22 protein-coding genes and 1 pseudogene are annotated in these 19,226 nt (G+C 54.6%); 16 read left to right on the top strand and 7 right to left on the bottom strand.

Features of this window, described 5'->3' with window-relative positions:
• Nucleotides 1-59: 59 nt before the first annotated feature.
• From ACMGGM_RS19055 to ACMGGM_RS19040, 4 genes are all read left to right on the top strand, one after another.
• The gene (locus ACMGGM_RS19055; RefSeq protein WP_014882930.1) at nt 60-623 is read left to right on the top strand and encodes a fasciclin domain-containing protein; all 564 of its coding nucleotides are present in this window, start codon (nt 60-62) and stop codon (nt 621-623) included.
• A gap of 43 nt (nt 624-666) precedes the next feature.
• Nucleotides 667-1,221 (top strand): RNA polymerase sigma factor, encoded by a 555-nt coding sequence (locus ACMGGM_RS19050; RefSeq protein ID WP_063614036.1) that lies wholly within the window; start codon nt 667-669, stop codon nt 1,219-1,221.
• On the top strand, nt 1,218-1,865 hold the full coding sequence (locus ACMGGM_RS19045; protein ID WP_045134273.1) for an anti-sigma factor domain-containing protein: 648 nt from the start codon (nt 1,218-1,220) through the stop codon (nt 1,863-1,865). The genes ACMGGM_RS19050 and ACMGGM_RS19045 overlap by 4 nt, the downstream gene beginning before the upstream one ends.
• Nucleotides 1,866-2,139: 274 nt before the next feature.
• The gene (locus tag ACMGGM_RS19040) at nt 2,140-2,880 is read left to right on the top strand and encodes an SDR family oxidoreductase (protein ID WP_045134274.1); all 741 of its coding nucleotides are present in this window, start codon (nt 2,140-2,142) and stop codon (nt 2,878-2,880) included.
• Nucleotides 2,881-3,207: 327 nt separating this feature from the next.
• Here the strand turns inward: ACMGGM_RS19040 and ACMGGM_RS19035 are convergent, their stop codons facing one another.
• Nucleotides 3,208-3,906, bottom strand: coding sequence for a GNAT family N-acetyltransferase (locus ACMGGM_RS19035; protein ID WP_014882926.1), 699 nt, complete (start codon nt 3,904-3,906; stop codon nt 3,208-3,210).
• 201 nt (nt 3,907-4,107) lie between these two features.
• On the opposite strand from ACMGGM_RS19035, the gene ACMGGM_RS19030 reads away from it, so the two are divergent.
• The 5 genes from ACMGGM_RS19030 (at nt 4,108) to ACMGGM_RS19010 (ending at nt 9,140) form a co-directional block, all read left to right on the top strand.
• A complete protein-coding gene (locus ACMGGM_RS19030) occupies nt 4,108-5,676 on the top strand; it encodes an ABC transporter substrate-binding protein (RefSeq protein ID WP_063943407.1) in 1,569 nt (522 codons plus the stop codon).
• Nucleotides 5,677-5,773: 97 nt separating this feature from the next.
• Nucleotides 5,774-6,787: an ABC transporter permease gene (locus ACMGGM_RS19025; RefSeq protein WP_063943405.1), complete on the top strand. Its 1,014-nt coding sequence runs from the start codon at nt 5,774-5,776 to the stop codon at nt 6,785-6,787.
• On the top strand, nt 6,787-7,620 hold the full coding sequence (locus ACMGGM_RS19020) for an ABC transporter permease (protein ID WP_063943403.1): 834 nt from the start codon (nt 6,787-6,789) through the stop codon (nt 7,618-7,620). Before ACMGGM_RS19025 ends, ACMGGM_RS19020 begins: the two co-directional genes overlap by 1 nt.
• Nucleotides 7,613-8,449 carry an ABC transporter ATP-binding protein gene (locus tag ACMGGM_RS19015; RefSeq protein ID WP_248235035.1) on the top strand — a complete coding sequence of 279 codons (837 nt, stop codon included), beginning with the start codon at nt 7,613-7,615 and terminating at the stop codon, nt 8,447-8,449. The genes ACMGGM_RS19020 and ACMGGM_RS19015 overlap by 8 nt, the downstream gene beginning before the upstream one ends.
• Nucleotides 8,436-9,140, top strand: a complete 705-nt coding sequence (locus tag ACMGGM_RS19010) for an ABC transporter ATP-binding protein (RefSeq protein ID WP_014882921.1) — start codon at nt 8,436-8,438, stop codon at nt 9,138-9,140. Before ACMGGM_RS19015 ends, ACMGGM_RS19010 begins: the two co-directional genes overlap by 14 nt.
• Before the next feature lie 108 nt (nt 9,141-9,248).
• On the opposite strand, the gene ACMGGM_RS19005 is transcribed toward ACMGGM_RS19010, so the two are convergent.
• The 4 genes from ACMGGM_RS19005 to budA all read right to left on the bottom strand — a co-directional run bounded on the left by ACMGGM_RS19005 (nt 9,249) and on the right by budA (nt 13,117).
• Complete coding sequence (locus tag ACMGGM_RS19005; protein WP_014882920.1) at nt 9,249-9,722, bottom strand: cold-shock protein; 474 nt, start codon at nt 9,720-9,722, stop codon at nt 9,249-9,251.
• Nucleotides 9,723-9,853: 131 nt separating this feature from the next.
• A complete protein-coding gene (locus ACMGGM_RS19000) occupies nt 9,854-10,624 on the bottom strand; it encodes a (S)-acetoin forming diacetyl reductase (protein WP_014882919.1) in 771 nt (256 codons plus the stop codon).
• 20 nt (nt 10,625-10,644) lie between these two features.
• A complete protein-coding gene (alsS, locus tag ACMGGM_RS18995; RefSeq protein ID WP_230278589.1) occupies nt 10,645-12,279 on the bottom strand; it encodes an acetolactate synthase AlsS in 1,635 nt (544 codons plus the stop codon).
• A 58-nt stretch (nt 12,280-12,337) separates the two neighbouring features.
• Entirely contained in the window at nt 12,338-13,117 is a 780-nt protein-coding gene (gene budA / locus ACMGGM_RS18990) for an acetolactate decarboxylase (RefSeq protein ID WP_014882917.1), read from the bottom strand.
• Between the two features lie 105 nt (nt 13,118-13,222).
• On the opposite strand from budA, the gene ACMGGM_RS18985 reads away from it, so the two are divergent.
• From ACMGGM_RS18985 to ACMGGM_RS18955, 7 genes and pseudogenes are all read left to right on the top strand, one after another.
• The gene (locus ACMGGM_RS18985) at nt 13,223-14,104 is read left to right on the top strand and encodes a LysR family transcriptional regulator (protein ID WP_014882916.1); all 882 of its coding nucleotides are present in this window, start codon (nt 13,223-13,225) and stop codon (nt 14,102-14,104) included.
• 291 nt (nt 14,105-14,395) lie between these two features.
• On the top strand, nt 14,396-14,851 hold the full coding sequence (locus tag ACMGGM_RS18980) for a hypothetical protein (RefSeq protein WP_023332323.1): 456 nt from the start codon (nt 14,396-14,398) through the stop codon (nt 14,849-14,851).
• Between the two features lie 210 nt (nt 14,852-15,061).
• Nucleotides 15,062-15,613 carry a GNAT family N-acetyltransferase gene (locus ACMGGM_RS18975; protein WP_071890814.1) on the top strand — a complete coding sequence of 184 codons (552 nt, stop codon included), beginning with the start codon at nt 15,062-15,064 and terminating at the stop codon, nt 15,611-15,613.
• 72 nt (nt 15,614-15,685) lie between these two features.
• Nucleotides 15,686-16,001 (top strand): annotated as a pseudogene (locus ACMGGM_RS18970) (type II toxin-antitoxin system HigB family toxin).
• Complete coding sequence (locus ACMGGM_RS18965) at nt 15,998-16,417, top strand: helix-turn-helix domain-containing protein (protein WP_250365978.1); 420 nt, start codon at nt 15,998-16,000, stop codon at nt 16,415-16,417. Before ACMGGM_RS18970 ends, ACMGGM_RS18965 begins: the two are co-directional and overlap by 4 nt.
• A 132-nt stretch (nt 16,418-16,549) precedes the next feature.
• Nucleotides 16,550-17,140 carry a hypothetical protein gene (locus ACMGGM_RS18960; protein WP_213784109.1) on the top strand — a complete coding sequence of 197 codons (591 nt, stop codon included), beginning with the start codon at nt 16,550-16,552 and terminating at the stop codon, nt 17,138-17,140.
• Between the two features lie 168 nt (nt 17,141-17,308).
• Nucleotides 17,309-17,782, top strand: coding sequence for a GNAT family N-acetyltransferase (locus ACMGGM_RS18955; protein WP_213784110.1), 474 nt, complete (start codon nt 17,309-17,311; stop codon nt 17,780-17,782).
• 486 nt (nt 17,783-18,268) lie between these two features.
• Here the strand turns inward: ACMGGM_RS18955 and ACMGGM_RS18950 are convergent, their stop codons facing one another.
• Nucleotides 18,269-18,655 carry an SMI1/KNR4 family protein gene (locus ACMGGM_RS18950; RefSeq protein ID WP_014882894.1) on the bottom strand — a complete coding sequence of 129 codons (387 nt, stop codon included), beginning with the start codon at nt 18,653-18,655 and terminating at the stop codon, nt 18,269-18,271.
• Nucleotides 18,655-18,963, bottom strand: a complete 309-nt coding sequence (locus ACMGGM_RS18945) for an HNH endonuclease (RefSeq protein WP_225990829.1) — start codon at nt 18,961-18,963, stop codon at nt 18,655-18,657. The genes ACMGGM_RS18950 and ACMGGM_RS18945 overlap by 1 nt, the downstream gene beginning before the upstream one ends.
• Nucleotides 18,964-19,226: the final 263 nt, after the last annotated feature.

Below are 19,226 nucleotides of genomic sequence, written 5' to 3'. Positions count from 1 at the left end.
CCTGCCTTCGTATATGGGTATGTGAGCAACCCCTTTGCTCCCCAATCCGAGGAATGATGATGAAAAAGCTAACCCGTGTTGCATTCGTAACCAGCGCTTTACTTTTCTGTGCAGGCGCATCAGCAGCCATGACGTCTGACACCGTGATGGTGGGCGGAGCGGCAATGTTCCCGAGCAAAAATATTGTTGAAAACGCCGTGAACTCGAAAGATCACACGACTCTGGTGGCCGCTGTCAAAGCTGCCGGACTGGTGGATACGCTGCAGAGCAAAGGACCGTTCACCGTGTTTGCGCCGACCAATGCGGCGTTTGCAAAATTGCCCGCTGGCACGGTCGATAACCTGGTCAAACCCGAAAACAAAGCCCTGCTAACCAGCATCCTGACCTACCACGTGGTTGCCGGTAATTACGATATGAAAGCGCTGGAGCAGAAAATTAAACAGGGTGGCGGTCGCGCGGAGCTGAAGACCGTTAACGGTCAGCCGCTGTGGATCATGAGCAACGGCCTGCACAATATTCAGCTTAAGGATGGTCAGGGCAATGTAGCAAACATCAGCACCTACGACGTTCATCAAAAAAATGGCGTGATCGATGTCATTGATACCGTTCTGATGCCTAAGTAGTTGTCTATACTTCGGAAGTGTGCCGTTGCCTTTCGGGGAAAACATGGATAACGCGCTGGCTGAACAGCAGCAGAAATTAATGCAAGCGATCGCGAAGGGCGATCGCCGTGCATTTGAACAACTCTACCGACTCACCTCGCCGCATCTGTTTGCCGTCGCGCTGCGCATGTTGCGTGACCGGGCATGGGCAGAAGAGATCCTTCACGACTGTTTTCTCACGGTCTGGAGTAAAGCCGAAACCTATAACGCCGCCCTCAGTTCCCCGATGACCTGGCTTACGCACATTGTTCGCAACCGCTGTATAGACTGGCTGCGCAGCGGGCAAACCCGGGCCGCCGACCGCGAGACGGCGTATAACGAAGCGCTTCTCCCGGGCGAGAACGATGAGCAGAACAGCTGGCACGACGATGCACAGGCAGAACGGCTCAGGCACTGTCTCGAACATTTGAGCAGCGAGCAGCGCCAGAGCATTACGCTCGCCTACTATCAGGGGATGTCTCACAGCGATATTGCCGACTGGCTCCAGCAGCCCGTAGGCTCAGTGAAAAGCTGGATACGTCGCGCAATGGATCATCTTCGGGAGTGTGTGGGGCTATGAATGACGCAGAAAAACGCGACGACATGCTGGCAGCAGAATATGCCCTCGGCACCCTACGGGGAGGCGCGCGGCTTCAGTTCCAGAAAAGGCTTGCCGCGGAACCAGCGCTGGCTGCGCGCGTAGCGTACTGGCAGGAGATGTTCAGCACGCTCGATAGCCACCTCGTCCCCATCACGCCTCCTGAGTCGGTGTGGAAAAAAATTGCCCTCGAACTGCCGCCCAACCGGCCGGTGCGCAACTGGCGACCTTACCTCGGCTGGATGGTGGCCGCCGGCCTTGCCGCCTTTAGCGTCGTGACGTGGTACTCCACCCGCACGCCAGCGCTCGCACCGCTGATGGTGCTCAACGATGCCCAACAGCGCGGGCAGTGGGTAGTGAGTGCGGACAGCCGCCGTCAGCAGCTGAGTATTGCACCTCTCGGCCCCGCCGCCGTCCCGGCGCAGCACAGCCTGCAGCTTTGGCTGATCCCGACCGGACAGGCCCCTGTCTCGCTGGGGCTGCTGCATAGCGATATCCCAACGACGGTGGCCCTCAGGAACACAACGCTTCCTCCTGACGCCACGATAGCGATAAGCCTTGAACCGGAGGGCGGATCGCCCACTGGCCTGCCAACAGGCCCGGTGCTTTATAGTGGCAAAATCTAATCCTTAGGCCTTGTTCGCAGGGCCTCCAGCGTCACCCCATTTCTTTTTATACTATTCTCGCTTACATATAAGAAATAAACGTTAGGCATGCAATCCGTTTAAATATTAAAAATATGATATTGACAGACTCTTCCACACTCCATTAAGTTTTAAACAGCCATCATTTTATTTCCGATACACAATATATCAAAAATCCGCGTTAATGAATTTGTCATTATTCATTAACACCTCCCTGCCTTTTATTTTTTGCATCACTCAACAGCGAGATAAGATCATGAATAACAGTGCAAACAACGTTGTCGTTATCACCGGCGCCAGCAGCGGCATCGGTCAGGCCATTGCCCTCCATTTAGCGAATAAACCCTTTTCACTGGTGCTGGTGGCGCGCCGCCTCGACAGGATTAATGCCCTGGTGGATCAGATTATCCAGCAGGGCGGCAAGGCGATTGCCGTGAAGGCCGATGTCACCCGTCAGGAAGAGGTTCAGGCCGCCATCGATGCCGCTGTGACGGCCTACCAGCGCGTGGACGTACTGATCAATAACGCTGGTTACATGGCGATAGCCCCCATCAGCGAGCGCAAAACCGACGAGTGGGACAAGATGATTGATACTAACCTGAAGGGCGTGCTGTACGGCATTGCCGCGGCGTTACCGGTGTTCCAGCGTCAGGGTAGCGGACACTTTATTAACGTGGCTTCCGTTGCGGGTATCAAAGTGCTTGCCCCCGGCGGCGTCGTTTACAGCGCCACTAAATTTGCCGTTCGCGCCCTGAGCGAAGGGTTACGTCAGGAGGCGGGGAAAACTATCCGCACGACGCTTATTTCCCCCGGCGCCGTCGAAAGCGAACTGCAGTTCGGCAGTTCTGATAAAGACAGCCTGGCGTTTTTGCACGAATTCTATAAGCAAGCTATTCCGGCTGACGCCATTGCCCGAGCCGTTTTATTTGCCATTGAACAGCCTGGCGACGTTGATATTAATGAAATTGTGGTTCGTCCGACGCAGGAAGAATTTTAGCATGCCTTAAATAACGCTAAATGAGGTGTCATCATGATTAAATCATTAACGTCTATATCACATTGAAATATGCGGACGGGTGCCGATATTTTCCTTGAACTTCTGGAAAGAGAAGACGTAGAAAATATATTTGGCACTCCAGAAGAGCAGCGTGGTTGCCATTGCCGGCGGCTATGCCAAAGCCTCGGCAAAACAGGCTTTATCAATTTGCATACCGCCAGCGGTCCTGGTCACGCCATGGGTGTCCAGTCCGGAGAAACCAACCTGATTGAAATTGCCATTTCCTCAGAGTAATTATCCGTTCCAGCTGTACCCTACATACAAGACTTATAACCGAAATGCCTCAAGCCGCTGAATCTGCCGCCCTTCTGCGTCAAAATTCTCCGCAGCCAGCCAGGCGCACAGCTCCGCGTTTCTTTGCGGCCATTCGCCATCAATAATGGAGAGCATATCGCTGTCGCGGTTACGCCCTTTGCGCACAAGTTTCTGACGCAGGCGACCTTCCCAGACAAAACCCAGCCGCTCCGCCGCATTGCGCGAGGCAATGTTCATTGAATCGCATTTCCATTCCAGTCGACGGTACTTATGCTCAAAGGCATTTTTCAGCAGCAGCCACACCGCCTCAGTACCCAAACGCGTGCCCTTCATTTTGCGCGACCAGGTGACATGCCCGATTTCCACCGAGCCGAGAAACCGCTCAATCGCCATGTAACTCACCAGCCCTACCGCCTGTTCAGTGCGTAAATCGATTACGGCAAAGGGCACCAGATCGTCATCCATCACCTTTCCCAGCACCCAGTGCGCAGTGGCCTCAACGCTTTCCGGCTGAGTGCTGGCAAGCCACGTCCAGTCACTGTCATCACCCAGCGCGTAGGCTTCGTATAAATCAGCCGAATGGCGATCGGTATCCAGCGGCTCCAGTCGGCAATACTGACCGGTAAGTGGGGTGCGGGTTAAGATCCGGGCGCATTTCCAGTCTGGAACAATATCGTTAACGGTTTGACCATGTTGATTGATTTCGGGCACGGCGGTGACTCCCTGAAAGGTAAGGAGTTTGTTATAGCAGGTTAAAAAGCGGACGAAAAGCAGCGCATTCTAATAGCCTTAGCGTATGCGTTATTCCCGGAAGGCATAAGCAAAGCTGAATTTCGACTTTGCGGAATGTCTTAGTCGACCTAACGTAGCGGAGCATAAAACAATCACAATAGAGTTATTTCAGGGATCGCTATGACAAAAAAACTGTTGCCGTTACTGGTGCTGGCCGCGCTCTCAAACGCAGCCCACGCCGCTACTCCGCCGAATACGCTGGTGGTTGCTCAGGGGCTTGATGACATCGTAAGCCTCGACCCGGCCGAAGCCAACGAGCTCTCCAGCATCCAGACCGTACCGAGCCTGTATCAGCGTCTGGTGCAGCCGGACCGCGATAACCCGGAAAAAATCACGCCGATTCTGGCGGAAAGCTGGGAAGCCGACGCGGCAGCAAAAACCCTGACCATCAAGCTTAAGCCCGATGCGAAATTCGCTTCCGGAAACCCGCTGCGCCCGGAAGACGTGATCTTCTCGTATACCCGCGCCGTGACGCTGAACAAATCCCCGGCGTTTATCCTCAACGTGCTGGGCTGGGACGCGAGCAACATCGCCAGCCAGCTGAAAAAAGTGGATGACCATACCCTCCAGCTTCACTGGACGGCGGACGTTAGCCCGTCGGTGGCGCTGAATATTCTCTCCACGCCGATTGCCTCCATCGTCGATGAAAAGCAGGTGGTGGCGAACGTGAAGGACAACGACTTCGGCAACGCCTGGCTGAAAATGCACTCGGCAGGCAGCGGCGCGTTCAAAATGCGCGTTTATCAGCCGCATCAGGCTATCGTGCTGGAAGCCAACGAATCGGCTCCCGGCGGCGCGCCGAAGCTTAAAAGCATCATCATTAAAAACGTTCCCGATCCGGCTTCCCGCCGCCTGCTGATCCAGCAGGGTGATGCCGACGTGGCGCGCGATCTGGGGGCAGACCAGATTAGCGCCCTGGAGGGTAAGCCGGGCGTGAAGGTGCTGAGCATTCCGTCCGCCGAGCAAAATTATCTGGTGTTTAATACCGGCAACAGCGCTAACCCACTGCTCAACAACCCGGCGTTCTGGGAGGCTTCACGCTGGCTGGTTGATTATGAAGGCATTACCAAAAACCTGCTGAAAGGCCAGTATTTTGTGCATCAGAGCTTCCTGCCGGTCGGTCTGCCGGGCGCGCTGGAAGCGAATCCATTCACGTTTGACCCGGCTAAGGCGAAAGAAATTCTCGCCAAAGCGGGCATTAAAGACGCGCACTTCACGCTGGACGTGGAGAACAAGCCGCCGTTTATCACCATCGCCCAGTCCATGCAGGCGAGCTTTGCTCAGGGGGGCGTGAAGGTCGATCTGCTGCCCGCTGCCGGGAGCCAGGTCTATGCCCGCGTGCGCGCAAAGCAGCATCAGGCGGCGATTCGTCTGTGGATCCCGGACTACTTCGACGCGCACTCTAACGCCAGCGCCTTTGCGTGGAACGATGGCAAATCCAGTACCGTAGCCGGTCTGAACAGCTGGAAAATTCCCGAGCTTAACAAAGCCACGCTGGCGGCGGTTGCCGAGCCGGATCCGGCGAAACGTCTGGATCTGTACAAGAAAATGCAGGAACAGCTGCAACATAGCTCGCCGTATGTGTTCGTCGATCAGGGCAAAACCCAGATCGTGGTGCGCGATAACGTGAAGGGATATCAGCAGGGCTTGAACGCGGACATGGTCTGGTACGATCGCGTCACGAAGTAGCCTTTGTTGCCGGGTGGCGCTGCGCTTACCCAGCCTGTGTTATCGGTTTTGTAGGCCGGGTAAGGCGAAGCCGCCACCCGGCATGAAGAGATTTCCCATGCCACATCTTTCCACCCGCGTGCTTCAGGCTCTGCTGACTCTGCTGCTCACGCTTTTCGGGCTGCTGCTCGTCACGTTTGCGCTCTCGGCATTTTCTCCGGTCGATCGCGTGCTGCAGATCGTCGGCGATCACGCCAGCCAGTCCACCTACGATCAGGTTCGCCACCAGCTCGGGTTAGATCGCCCCCTGCCCGTGCAGTTCTGGCACTACCTGCAAGACCTTGCCCACGGTGATCTGGGCACTGCCAGCGCCACCGGCCAGCCGGTGTTGCAGGACTTGCTGCACGCTTTTCCCGCCACGCTCGAACTGGCTACGCTGGCCTTAATCATCGGCGCCGTGCTCGGCGTGATTGCCGGGGTGCTGTGCGCCCGCTATGCCGGTTCGCCGCTTGATTTATCGCTCAGAACGCTCACCCTGCTCGGCAACTCGGTGCCGATTTTCTGGCTTGGCCTGCTGATGCTGGCCCTGTTCTACGCGAAGCTGCAGTGGAGCTCGGGTCCCGGCAGGCTGGATGACATCTGGCAGTTCACCGTAGAACCACGCACCGGCTTTGCGCTGGTGGATACCTGGCTTTCTGGCGATCGCGAGGCGTTTCGCAACGCCCTCAGCCACCTTGTGCTGCCGGTGCTGCTGCTGGCCTATTACTCGCTCGCAAGCATTACCCGCCTGACGCGCTCCGCCTGTCTGAGCGAAATGAACAAAGAGTACATCCTGCTCGCTCGCGCCAAGGGGGCCGGGGAGATGACTATTCTGCTGCGCCACGTGCTGCCGAACATTCGCAGCACCCTGCTGACGGTGATTGCGCTGGCCTACACCAGCATGCTGGAAGGTGCGGTATTAACGGAAACCGTCTTCTCCTGGCCAGGCATCGGACGCTACCTCACCACCGCCCTGTTCGCCGGAGACACTACCGCCGTCATGGGCGGCACGCTGCTGATTGGCATCTGTTTTGTGCTGATCAATAACCTTACCGACCTGCTTGTGCAGGCAACCGATCCCAGGGTGCGCTGATGCCGTTTTATCTCTTTATACGTCGCCTGCGCCGTTCGCCTGCCGCCTTTTGCGGGTTGATTGCCATCGTGCTGCTGATAGTGATCGCCCTGTTCGCCCCCTGGCTTGCACCGGTTGACCCGAACTGGCAGGACGCCGCCTCGCGCCTGCAGGCACCGAATAGCCAGCACTGGCTCGGCACCGACAGCTACGGGCGCGACCTGCTCTCGCGCCTGATTTACGGTACCCGTCCGGCGCTCGGGCTGGTGGCCTTAGTGACGGTCATTACCCTGCCCACCGGGCTGCTGGTGGGGATCCTGTCCGGCTACTACGGCGGCTGGATGGAGCGCCTCCTGATGCGCTTTACCGACGTGGTGATGTCGATGCCGCGCCTCATCCTTGCGTTCGCGTTTGTGGCGATGCTGGGTCCGGGGCTGGTCAACGGCGCGCTGGCGCTGGCCTTAACCACCTGGCCTGCTTATGCACGTCAGGCGCGAAGTGAAATTCAGCGTCTGCGCCACAGTGATTATCTGGCCGCTGCCGAGATGATGGGAATTCGCGGCCCGCGCCTGCTGGTCGGCCATATTCTGCCGCTGTGTCTGCCGTCTGCGATTGTGCGGCTGGCGCTGGATCTGGCCGGCATTATTCTGGCCGCCGCCGGACTCGGTTTCCTCGGCCTTGGCGCCCGTCCGCCAATGGCTGAATGGGGGGCAATGATTGCTGACGGCATGCAGGTGATTTTCGACCAGTGGTGGATCGCCGCCATTCCCGGCGGAGCCATTCTGTTTGCCAGCCTGGCCTTTAACCTGCTAGGCGATGGCCTGCGTGACGTACTGGAGCCGCAACATGACTGAACACCGCGTTATCGTCGATGCGCTGAATATCGACTACCCCGCCGCACGCGTGGTCAACAACCTGAGCTTTACGCTTGGCAACGAGCGTCTGGCGCTGGTGGGTGAATCCGGCTCGGGTAAATCGATGTCTGCCCGCGCCCTGATGGGGCTGGTACGTAAGCCCGGCATGGTGAGCGCCCGGCAACTTAACGTGCTGGGCAACGATCTGCTGACTCTGAACGCCCGCCGCTGGCAAGCGCTGCGCGGCAACGGGATTGCGATGGTTTTGCAGGACCCGCGCTACGCGCTCAATCCGGTGAAAAGCGTTGCCGCCCAGCTTGACGAGGCGCTCACGCTGCATCACCGCCTGCCCCGTTCAGAACGCGTGGCGCGCATTCACGACATCATTCGCGCTGTCGGACTGAGCGAACATGTGCTTCAGCGTTATCCCGGCGAACTTTCCGGCGGCATGGGCCAGCGGGTGATGATTGCGATTGCGCTCATCAACAACCCGCAGGTGCTGATTGCCGACGAACCGACCTCAGCGCTGGACGCTCGCCTGCGCAACCAGATCCTCGAACTGCTGGTGCAGCAGTGTGAAGCGCGCCAGATGGCGATGCTGTTAATCAGCCATGACCTGCCGCTGGTGGCGGAACACTGCGACCGCGTGCTGGTGATGTATCAGGGCGAAAAGGTAGATGAGATGGCGGCAAGCCAACTCCCTCAGGCAACGCATCCGTATACGCGCACCCTGTGGACCTGCAGGCCAAATGCCAATACCTTTGGGCAGATGCTGCCGACGCTCGACCGTTCGCAGCCGTGGAAGGAGGCGAACGATGGCGCTCGTTGAGGTTAACCAGGTTCAGGTCACCTTCGGGGAAAAGACGGCGGTCTCTGCCGCCAGCTTTACCATCGCGAAAGGCGAAACCTTCAGCCTGATCGGGGAATCCGGCTGCGGGAAATCGACCCTTCTGCGCGTGCTGGCGGGGCTGCAGCGCGAGTGGCGCGGGAACATTACGCTACTGGGAGAGACGTTAACGCCCGGGCGACGTTTTCAAGGCACGCTGCGTCGCAACGTGCAGATGGTGTTTCAGGATCCGTGGGCGTCATTGCACCCGAACCACACCATTGCACGCACGCTGTCGGAGCCGTTGAACATTCATGGCGAAACGCAGATTGCGGAAAAGGTGGCGGATGCGCTTAAACAGGTGGGCCTGTCTGCCGATGCGGGGAAACGTTATCCGCACCAGCTTTCCGGCGGCCAGCGTCAGCGCGTGGCGATTGCCCGTGCGCTGCTGTTGCGCCCGCAGCTTCTGCTGCTGGATGAACCGACCTCGGCACTGGATATGTCCGTGCAGGCGGAAATTCTGAACCTGCTCAACCGCCTGAAAGCCGCCCACGACATGACCTATCTGCTGGTGAGCCACGATGCGGACGTGATTGCCCATATGTCCGACCGGGCGGCATTTATGGCACACGGGGAGATCCAGAAGGTGTTTGATCGGGAGGCGATGTTACGGGGCGAGCACAGGATGGGGTAAACGGGTGCGGCTGTGCCCGGTGGCGCGATGCTTACCGGGCCTACGTTTCGTGCCGCGTTGAGGGTTTTTCGTAGGCCGGGTAAGGCATCGCCGCCACCCGGCAACAAATCACTTCAGCAGCTTGACCGTAGCGTCAATGTCAATTTCATCTTCGGTAAAGATCAGCGTCGTGTTCTGGAAGGTCGTGATCGCCAGCTTCTTCACGGTGCGCATTTCACCCGATTTTACCTCGGATTTCGGTTTAATGCTGTTCATCAGCAGCCCCACCGACAGCACCGCGTTTTCTTTGTCGATTTTGGTTTCAACCGGCTCTTCTTCGCTGAACACCACGAAGGATTTGATCGAGGTGAGCTTCACGCGCTCGCCCGCAATATAGAGGTGTTTACTCTCGGGGATCACCTTCACCGCATAGGCGGAAAGGCCTTTATTATTCGTCGTCGGCTCGAACGTCACCGCCGCATCTTTCTTAATCAGATCAGGGTTGGCGACCTTAATCACATGAAAATAGCGGTTATCGCCGTTTTCATCTTTGATAAATCCAAAGCCTTTATCTTTAAACCACGTTGTGATTGTTCCGTTCATCGCTGTTACCGCCTGTCAGATCGTAATGACTAAAGTTTTGCAGCGCGCAGTGTAATGCACAATGGCTAAGGAGACAAAAAAAAGCCCCTGCACGGGGGCAGGGGAAAACTCATGTCAGAGCTTATTAGTATTTAGTTGAACACCATCCCACCATCAATCAATAAGGATTGCCCGGTCATGTAATCAGAATCCGGCCCGGCGAGGTATGAAACGCAGGCGGCGACATCTTCCGGCTCGGACAAACGACCCAGCGTGATGCGTTTGGCAAAAGTTTCCGTCCCGTAGCCAAGCGGTTTGCCCGCCGCCTCGGAGACCTGACGGTCGATTTCCGCCCACATCGGCGTTTTGACGATGCCCGGGCAATAGGCGTTAACGGTGATGCCCAGCGGAGCAAGGTCTCGCGCTGCGGTCTGGGTTAAGCCGCGAACCGCGAACTTGCTGGAGCTGTACACGGCCAGTTCCGGGTTGCCGGTGTGGCCTGCCTGGGAGCAGGCGTTGATGATCTTCCCGCCGTGCCCCTCTTTGCGGAACGCGTCGATGGCAGCCTGAATACCCCAGATCACCCCTTTCACGTTGATGTTGTAGACCTTGTCGACAATCTCTGGCGTGATGGATTCGATAGGCGTGGACGGCGCAATCCCGGCGTTATTAACGATGACGTTAAAACCGCCCAGCGCGGTGCGCGCTTTTTCCACCGCCGCAAACACCTGCTCGCGGTCAGAGACATCCACCTTCACGGCGACAGCCTTGCCGCCGTTGCGGATGATTTCATCGGCGACGGCTCTTGCCGTCTCATCGTTATAGTCGGCAATGGCAACGGCAAAGCCATCCTTCACCAGGCGCAGCGCAATCGCTTTACCAATCCCCTGGCCTGAGCCGGTTACGAGAGCAACTTTTTGCATTTCTCTGTCCTTATATTGAGTCACAAAATCTGGCTGAGATGGAGCTGGCCCATCAGCAGCGGGTTATCGCTGTAGTCGACGGGAATGGCCACCACGGCCGGGCCATCGACATCCATCGCCGCGCGCAGCGTCGGTTCGAGCGCTTCAGCACTCTCCACGGCAAAGCCTTTCGCGCCGAAGGCATCGGCATAGACTTTGAAATCGACCGGGCCGAACTCGACGCCGGAAAGGCGCTGGTATTTTTTCTCTTCCTGGATCGCCACCATGTTGTAGGCGTTATCCACCCAGATGATGTGCAGCACGTTGGCGTTGAGGCGCACCGCGGTTTCCAGCTCCATGCTCGACTGCAGGAAGCCACCGTCACCGGAGACCGATACCACCTTGCGGCCCGGATTCACCAGCCAGGCACCAATCGCCCACGGCAGAGCAACGCCCATGGTTTGCTGGCCGTTGGAGATCATTACCTGACGCGCGCGGAAGCTGTAAAGGTAGCGGGCGATCCAGATGTGGAAGCTGCCCATATCGACGGTCAGGGTCACGTCGTTATTGACGATGTCCTGCATGGCGCGCACGATGCGCAGCGGGTGCAGAGCAAACTGGTTGAGCGAGGCGCCGCGACGATCGAGCAGATCCCGCTGATGCTGACGATCGACCAGGATTTCAGAGGCGCGCTGGCTCAGCTCCAGCTTATGCTCGATCCGGCTGGCAAGCAGGTTCAGCGTTCCGGCGATATCCCCCACCAGCTCAAGATCCGGCACGTAGTTACGCTCTTCATAGGCAGGCAGCACGTCAATGTGCACCAGCGTGGCGTCGCCGCTGTTCCACATAGACGGCTCGTACTCCACCGGGCTGTAGCCGATGCAGATAATCAGATCCGCCAGATGCAGTAGTCGGTCGCCCGCCTGGTTATTGAACAGGCCGACGCGTCCGGCAAAGCGGGTAAAGTTCTCCTGGTTCACCGCCCCGGCGGCCTGATAGGTGCTGGTGACAGGGATACGGCTTTTCTCCAGCAGCTTACGCAGGGCATCGCTGTTCGCGGGCTGGCTGGCCATCAGGCCAAGTAAAATGACCGGGTTTTTAGCGTTTTCGATAAGCTTCGCCACGTCGTTAATCGCAGACTCCGGTGCCGGGCCCATCAGCGCCGCACCGCTGGTGGGTAAAATCGCCCCCGTCGCAGGCTGGTCGACGATATCCTGCGGCAGGCTGACGAACGCGCCCCCCGGCCTGCCGTGCTCGGCAGCGCGAAACGCGTTCGATACCACCTCGGCAATCGCGTCCGGCGAGCTGACTTCGACGGCATATTTGGTCACCGGGCTGAACATAGCGACGGTGTCCATGCTCTGGTGCACCAGCTTCGCTTTATCCGCGCGTTTGACCGCCCCGCCCAGGGCGACCACCGGGTCGCCCTCGCTGTTGGCGGTGGCAATGCCGGTGATCAGATTGGAACAGCCGGGACCGGAAGTCACCAGCGCCACCCCGGCTTTACCGGTCAACCGCCCTACCGCTGCCGCCATAAACGCCGCATTCGCTTCGTGACGCACGGGAATGATCTCGATGGAGGAGTCCAGCAGGGAGTCAAACACTTTGTCGATTTTCGCCCCCGGGATCCCGAACACCTGCTTCACGCCCTGCGCTTCCAGCTGGCCGACAACCATATCGGCGCCATGCGCCCACTGACGTGACTGTTTCTCACTGTTCACGGTAGTTCTCCTGTTAGTTTTCGACGGAACGGATCGCTGCATCCAGATTGCTGGGGTGAAGGTTGGCCTGTAAAAATGCGCTGTCGGCGGGCAGGTCAATCATGAGCTTGTGAATTTCGCCGAAGGTGAGCACACCGCTCTCAAGCTGATAGTCGAGCAGGTGTCCCCCGCCCTGACGGTCGTCAGTAATAAAATGCTCGTGATAACCGGCCACGTTAATGCCCTGCATATGCTGCGGGGTGCGGAACCCGACCAGCACGCCCTCGCGCTGGTTGAAGCGGAACACCGGCTGGTCATCCAGCACGTCGGTCATCGCCCGGTACGGCGGCGTCTGGCGCGGTACGGTGCGGGTGTGGGCGTGGCGGAAATTACCGTCGATACGCAACGCACAGAACAGGTTATCGGACGGGATTTGCTGGTCGATCACATCGTGGATCTGCTGACGGCTGACCGGCGTATCAAAGGTTTTACGGTACTGCGGTTGAAACCAGGTCATCACCGCGAACGGCGTTTTCTGCTCCGGCTTCGCGGCCCGGGCGCTGCCGTCGGCACGCAGCTGGTATACCTGGCTGCTGAAGGCAATCATTTCGCCATCCAGTTCGTTGAACGTACCCAGGCCAAAATCACCGTGTGCCAGCAGATCGGCGATGGTGGTCTCACCTTCGTATACGCCGCTTAGCAGGGCGCTCATTAGCGATGTTTGATAGATCACGCTGTCAGGATGCTGGGCGGAGAACCCACGCAGGGTCTCGCACAAGCTGGCCTCACAGTCGCAGGCAGATGAATGCATCATCATGCTCGTCCTCTTCAACTTTATTTAGAAAGGTTAAATAAATGTTGACCCGATTCAGCAGAGAGTTCCAATATAGAAACCATGCTGGTTTGAGACGTTTTAGATATGGAACTTCGTTATCTGCGGTATTTTGTCGCGGTTGCACGCGAGCGACACTTCACCAAAGCAGCCAAAGCGCTGGGCATTTCACAGCCACCTCTGAGTCAGCAGATCAAACGGCTCGAAGAGGAAGTGGGCACCCCGCTGTTCAGGCGTCTGACGCGAGGCGTAGAGCTGACCGAGGCGGGAGAAGCCTTCTATGAGGACGCCTGTAAGATCCTGGCGCTGAGCGACGCCGCGCTGGAGAAAGCGCGCGGCATCGCGCGCGGACTGAACGGCAGCCTGTCGATAGGCATCACCAGCTCCGACGCTTTTCATCCTCAGATTTTCGCGCTAATCCGTCAGTTTCAGGTGCAGAACATGGCGGTGCAGGTTCATCAGGTAGAAGCGAATATGTCGTCGCTGACGACGATGCTGGCGGACGGTGAACTGGATATCGCCTTCGTGCGCCTGCCGTGCGAAAGCAGCAAGATGTTTGAAATCAAAATTCTCGACCGCGAGCCGATGGTGGTGGCGCTGCATCGCGACCATCCGCTGGCGGAGAGCGATTCGCTGGCCTTAGAGCAGCTGCGGGATACACCGGTGGTGCTGTTCCCGCAGGAGGTCGCGCCGGGATTGTATGACAGGGTTTACAGCTACTGCGAGCGGGCCGGAATCGACGTGCAGCACGCGCTGCAGGCGTCACAGCTTTCATCTTCGCTGAGCATGGTTTCCGCGGGCGGCGGATTCGCGCTGGTGCCAAAATCGATGGCGGCCATTTCTCCACCGAATGTCACCTATCATGCGTTGAACTCACCGGAACTTTATACCGATATCGCGCTCTGCTGGCGTCGGTTTGAGCGTTCGCGGACGGTGAAGCGGTTTTTGACGATGATGAGTGAGGGGTAGCGGCAGCGCGGCTGTGCCCGGCGGCGCTGCGCTTGCACGGGCCTACGGTTCGTGTCGGGGTGGGGTATTTTGGTTTTTGGTTTTGTAGGCCGGGTAAGGCGTAGCCGCCACCCGGCAATGCCCTTCTGGAAGCCGCCTCGCAAACCTGCAAGCAACCTTATGTAATTCATGGGCATCCCCTTTTCATCCCTTCTTCACGGTCGTAAAGTGCCTGCGTTGCGGCACATCCGTAACCGGGCGTAGGAACCCGTTAGCATAACATGACGTTTTTTTGCACATAGAGGATGCTAAATGGCGACTACCCCTGGATTTTCTTATGCGCTTTCTGAAGAAAGTGTTGTTCATCATCTCATCAATAACCCAATTCCCGATTCTGTGGATCTTTTCGCACTGGCAGATGCTTGTGCCGCCTATGTGAGCGTGCTTGTTGAAACTGACGACTCGGTAACGTTTGCCACGCTCTGTAAGCGATTGCTGGCTGCGCTTAAGCAACTACGGGAATGCTGTGAAGCTGAACTTCCAACGTATCTCGTTGAACAGTTGATTGCGGGAGAAAAGATTAACTCCTGCGTGCCGGACTGCTGGCAGGAGACGACGCTACAGGTGGACTATGCCGTGGCGTTAACGCTGGCGGTTATGGGTGGGACGTTGCCTGCGAACGTGGCGAAAGAACTCACAGGGCTACTGCATGATATGGTCTGGCTGCTGGCGGAGTTTGTGAAAGAGCCTTATATTACGGCGCACTGAGGCAGGTGATGAAGGGCCGGGTTCTGCTTGATGAAAAACAGGATGTCGTCCTTACGCAAAATGCAATTTTGTTTGTTGAATGTCTGATAAGAGCGAGGAGCGGATATAACTGTCAATGTATTCGCCAGTTACTCCCACGTAAAGTGTGCTTAAATCAAAAGGATCCATCTAATAAAGCATATTGATGGCATGATTCGTTAGGAGATAAAGTTGATAATTCAAACAAATCGATTGTACCTTCGGCCTGTAATCTCATCAGATGTAAACGATCTATTCAAAATTTACGGTGATCCCGCTACTAACACGTTTAATCCTGCGGGACCATATCCGGACATTGGTCATGCACAAATGGTTATGAATCGCTGGCTCGACCATTGGCAAGCTCATGGGTTTGGAAACTGGGCAATTTCACTTCTTACTAATCCTGATCAAATTATCGGTTTTGGCGGGCTGGGGATTCGTAATTATGACGATATTGTTATCAATAATCTTGGATATCGCTTATCTACAGAGGCTTGGGGTAAAGGCCTGGCCACAGAATTTGCCCTATACGCGATAAAATTTGGATTTGATAGTATTAAATTAACCGAGATTTCAGCTGTTGTTCGAGAGAATCATATGGCGTCACAGAAAGTGCTCCAGAAGTCGGGGTTAAAATATGTCAAAGAGATTCATGATGTTAAAGATGCACCTCCAAGCCTTCTGTATTCGATATCAGTGAATGAGTGGTTAAGACACTCAGAAGTGAACGCATCCGTTTAACATTCACTTTCTGATGCATTAGAGGATTTAACATACAGATATGGACTTGTCCGCTTCTGGCACAAAGCGGGCATATCTTTCACAGTCACCTCATACTGTGTTTGTACTCACGCCACCAGACAATTTCCAAATCAAGCAGTCGCCGCAAACGATCTTTATCGGGTACTAAAAATGGAGCACTACCGACACCAGACTATATGCGAAAGCGCTTCTCCAACCTGGACAGGATGAAGTATCGGGAAAACGGGCAGGTCATCGATATAGGTGGCTGGCCTTTACGGATAATGTTTTTGCTGATTTTGAGCGGGGAAAGATCGTCATCAAACACATCAGCACACACGCAGAGTGTGACAAGCTCACGGACCTCTACCGCAGAACGAAAGAATGAATTATGCAGCAGCCATCAAAGCGGCAAATGATCTGACAAACGAGCTCCCTTTCCTGGGATCAAGCCCGTCGCGACAAGATTATGAGGATGCGCTGACACTTGTGGAGTATCTAATTGAGCATGACCCCGATAGCCCGCTGGTAGAATTGCTCACCGCCAAAATCGATAAATACAAAAACGAGTCTGCGGAGTTTGCAGAATTTAACGCGCGCTTTGCCAGCATTCCATCTGGAGTTGCACTGCTGAGAACGCTGATGGATCAGTACCAACTCACTCAGAGCGACTTTGAGAATGAGATTGGCAAGAAGTCTTTGGTGAGTCGGATCCTCAACGGACAGCGCACGTTAACGCTGGATCATATGCGCGCGCTGGCGAAGCGTTTTGGATTGCCAGTGAGTGCGTTTGTGGGGAATTGAGCGAAAGCAGGTTAAGGTGACAGGGAATTAATGATGACATCGTAACGCTTTCCCCACTCCCTTTTCCTGGTAATTGTCTACGGCACACCATCTGTTGCTCTGGCTGAACTCAAGGAATGACAAGGATAAGAGATGCTGAACCCAGGATTCGTTACCCGCAAAGCGCTTGCTAACTGGCAGGATGTTCCCGCTTTTCTCCCCCAGTTCCAGTTTCATGAAAAACACCAAACGGTCATCCACACTTCCCACCCTGAAAATATTCTGCCGTTGATTGCAAACTTTGACATCCGTCAGGATGCCGTGATTCGGCGGTTAATGTCTTTGCGGCAAATACCGAAAAAATTATTACGGAATAAACAGGCCGGGTCGATGAGCAACTTTGGGTTGCACAGTTTTACCCTTTTGACCCAATCAGCGTCAGAGATCTGTTACGGGTTAAGAGGACAATTCTGGCGTACAGATTTCAACCTTGAAAACATGCCAGATGCCAGCGCTTTTCAGACGCCAGTCGCTGCGGGTAAAGCAAAGCTGCTGCTGCGCTATCAGGTAACGGAACGCGCACCAGGCCATCATGAGCTCTCCACGGAAACCTTTGTTTATTGTCCCGACAGAAGCACTCAGCTAAAAATGACAGCTTACTGGCTGGTCATTCGGGCAGGCAGCGGCTGGATCCGTAAAAGAACGCTGAAGGCAGTTAAGTCGAATATTGAAGGGCTGGAGTGAGATGCTAACGAAAACGTTACAGCGTTAATCAGCAACGCTAATGCCATTTGGTCTCAAACCGCCAGCTGATTGTAAATAACCTTCTTATACGTTGAGCTCATCACAGATGGCATGTATCGTTTGCGCCTTAAGCCAATTGTGTACAATACGTTATGGAAGATACTGATAATGGATTTTAGATTTAGATTAATTACAGCAGAAGATCGCCCTTTTATGGTGCAGATGCTTTATGAGGCAACGATAGCCTCTGAACAAACATTTGACATAGATAATATTGAAAATTTTCCCCATTCATATGCATATATAGAAAATTTCCCTGAGGCGGGCGAGGTGGGTATTATTGCGGAATTCACAGACGGAACTCCAGCAGGGGCTGCCTGGCTCAGGAATTTCCCCGAAGGGGACAAACCTGGGATTTCGGGTCCTGAGTTAACGATTGCTATTGCTCCGTCATATCGCCGACAACACCTGGCTAAACGTATAATGGCGCAACTTTATCAGGCAGCCAATGCGTTAAATATTAAAACGCTGAAGCTGGGTGTTTATCAAAAAAATGTGCCTGCCTTTGCGTTTTATAAAAACGATGGCTGGGAGCCAGATGTTATCTTTGGCGATTACGTGATGATGAAGCGCGCTATTTAATCGGCGCTTATTAAAAAGAATTCCGTCGAGGTAATGCCCACTGTCGAGCACGACCCCGACATTAACGCTGGAGCATATGCGCGAGCTGGCGAAGCGTTTTGGAGTGCCGGTAGGGACATTTGTGGGGAATTGATTAGGATGGAATTCAACCAGGTGTTAAGTAAAAAAGTGACGCAGCTATTCTGTTCGCCGTTGAAGTTGGCTCAACAATTGTGCCCTCTGCACGAAACGGCTCTGCATAACCATAAATAATATTAGGTTATGCATCAGTTCTTTGAGGCAAAGCTGTTATCGGATATGAAAATTTAATAGTTACCATACCCTATTAATAAAGCCGGCATCATCCGGGTTATAAATCTAGAAACTCTTAAATTAATGACTGAACTTAAATATTTAAGCCAGACTCTGACTTTGAGCTTTCAAAAAGACAACCTCACCACCGATAATTTTAGAAACAGCCTCTTTACTTTCATGCAAATAATTCTTCTAAAATTCCGAGAACGAATCAGCGACCAACTCAACCTCTTTATCATCCATCAGAAAAATAAACACCTTCCCTAATGAATCATCAGATTTGAGAGATAATAGAAAAGTGTTCCCACCGTCATCATAAGCAAAAGGAACCATATTCTTTAACTCGCCAAACGACTCGATAAGATCATGATAGAGTTGCTCAATTGGCAGGTCACCATATTTTATAGGGTTAAAACCGCCAAGCATAAAAGGATTACCCTCTTCATTATCATGAGGATACCCACCATTATTTTTAAGATAAAAATCAAGAAATGATGCGGGAAGATGGTGATCAAAGTACGCATTGAACGCGTTTATTTCGTCTACAGTCAGTTTATTTTCTGAATCAGTAAGATACATTAGCATTTTCCTCCAACGGTTCTGCGGGCACGGTTTCTAGCTGGATGAGTATAGGCATTTCCAGTGGCAGCCTTGTACTGACTAACGCCACCAGTATGCGAAATTCCCTGATGAGCACTTTGTTTAACCAACTGCATAGTCCCTTTGTTAGTTTCAGGATTATAATCATCAAGATGGTGCCAGACATAAACACTTGGCGTAGTTTTTTGATTCAATCCAGCCTCTATATTTCCAACATGGAAATCTTGCAAATAATCTCCGGTATATTCAATAGAAACAACAGGATTAATGCCAGCTTTATTATACAAGTCATTACTTCCCGAATAATCCAACCCACCTGTAGGGATTTGATCAACAGTACTGTATCCACGCTCACTAAGCTTAGCGATTGGATCGATGGCAAGACCCAGCAGCTCAATCCATCCCCACGGATTAGCCGCATAATGATAAAGGTTTCAACCACCATTCAACCAAAACTGATCCTGTACAATAAACCGACCGCCCTGTAGGTCATAGCAGCGAAACAGGTTATAGTACGGTCCAGATTCACCGTCAGCTTATAGCCCGGCAT

Source organism: Enterobacter sp. BNK-14 (assembly GCF_047456095.1).
Taxonomy (GTDB): domain Bacteria; phylum Pseudomonadota; class Gammaproteobacteria; order Enterobacterales; family Enterobacteriaceae; genus Enterobacter; species Enterobacter kobei.
This window is presented reverse-complemented; position numbering and strand designations above follow the sequence as displayed.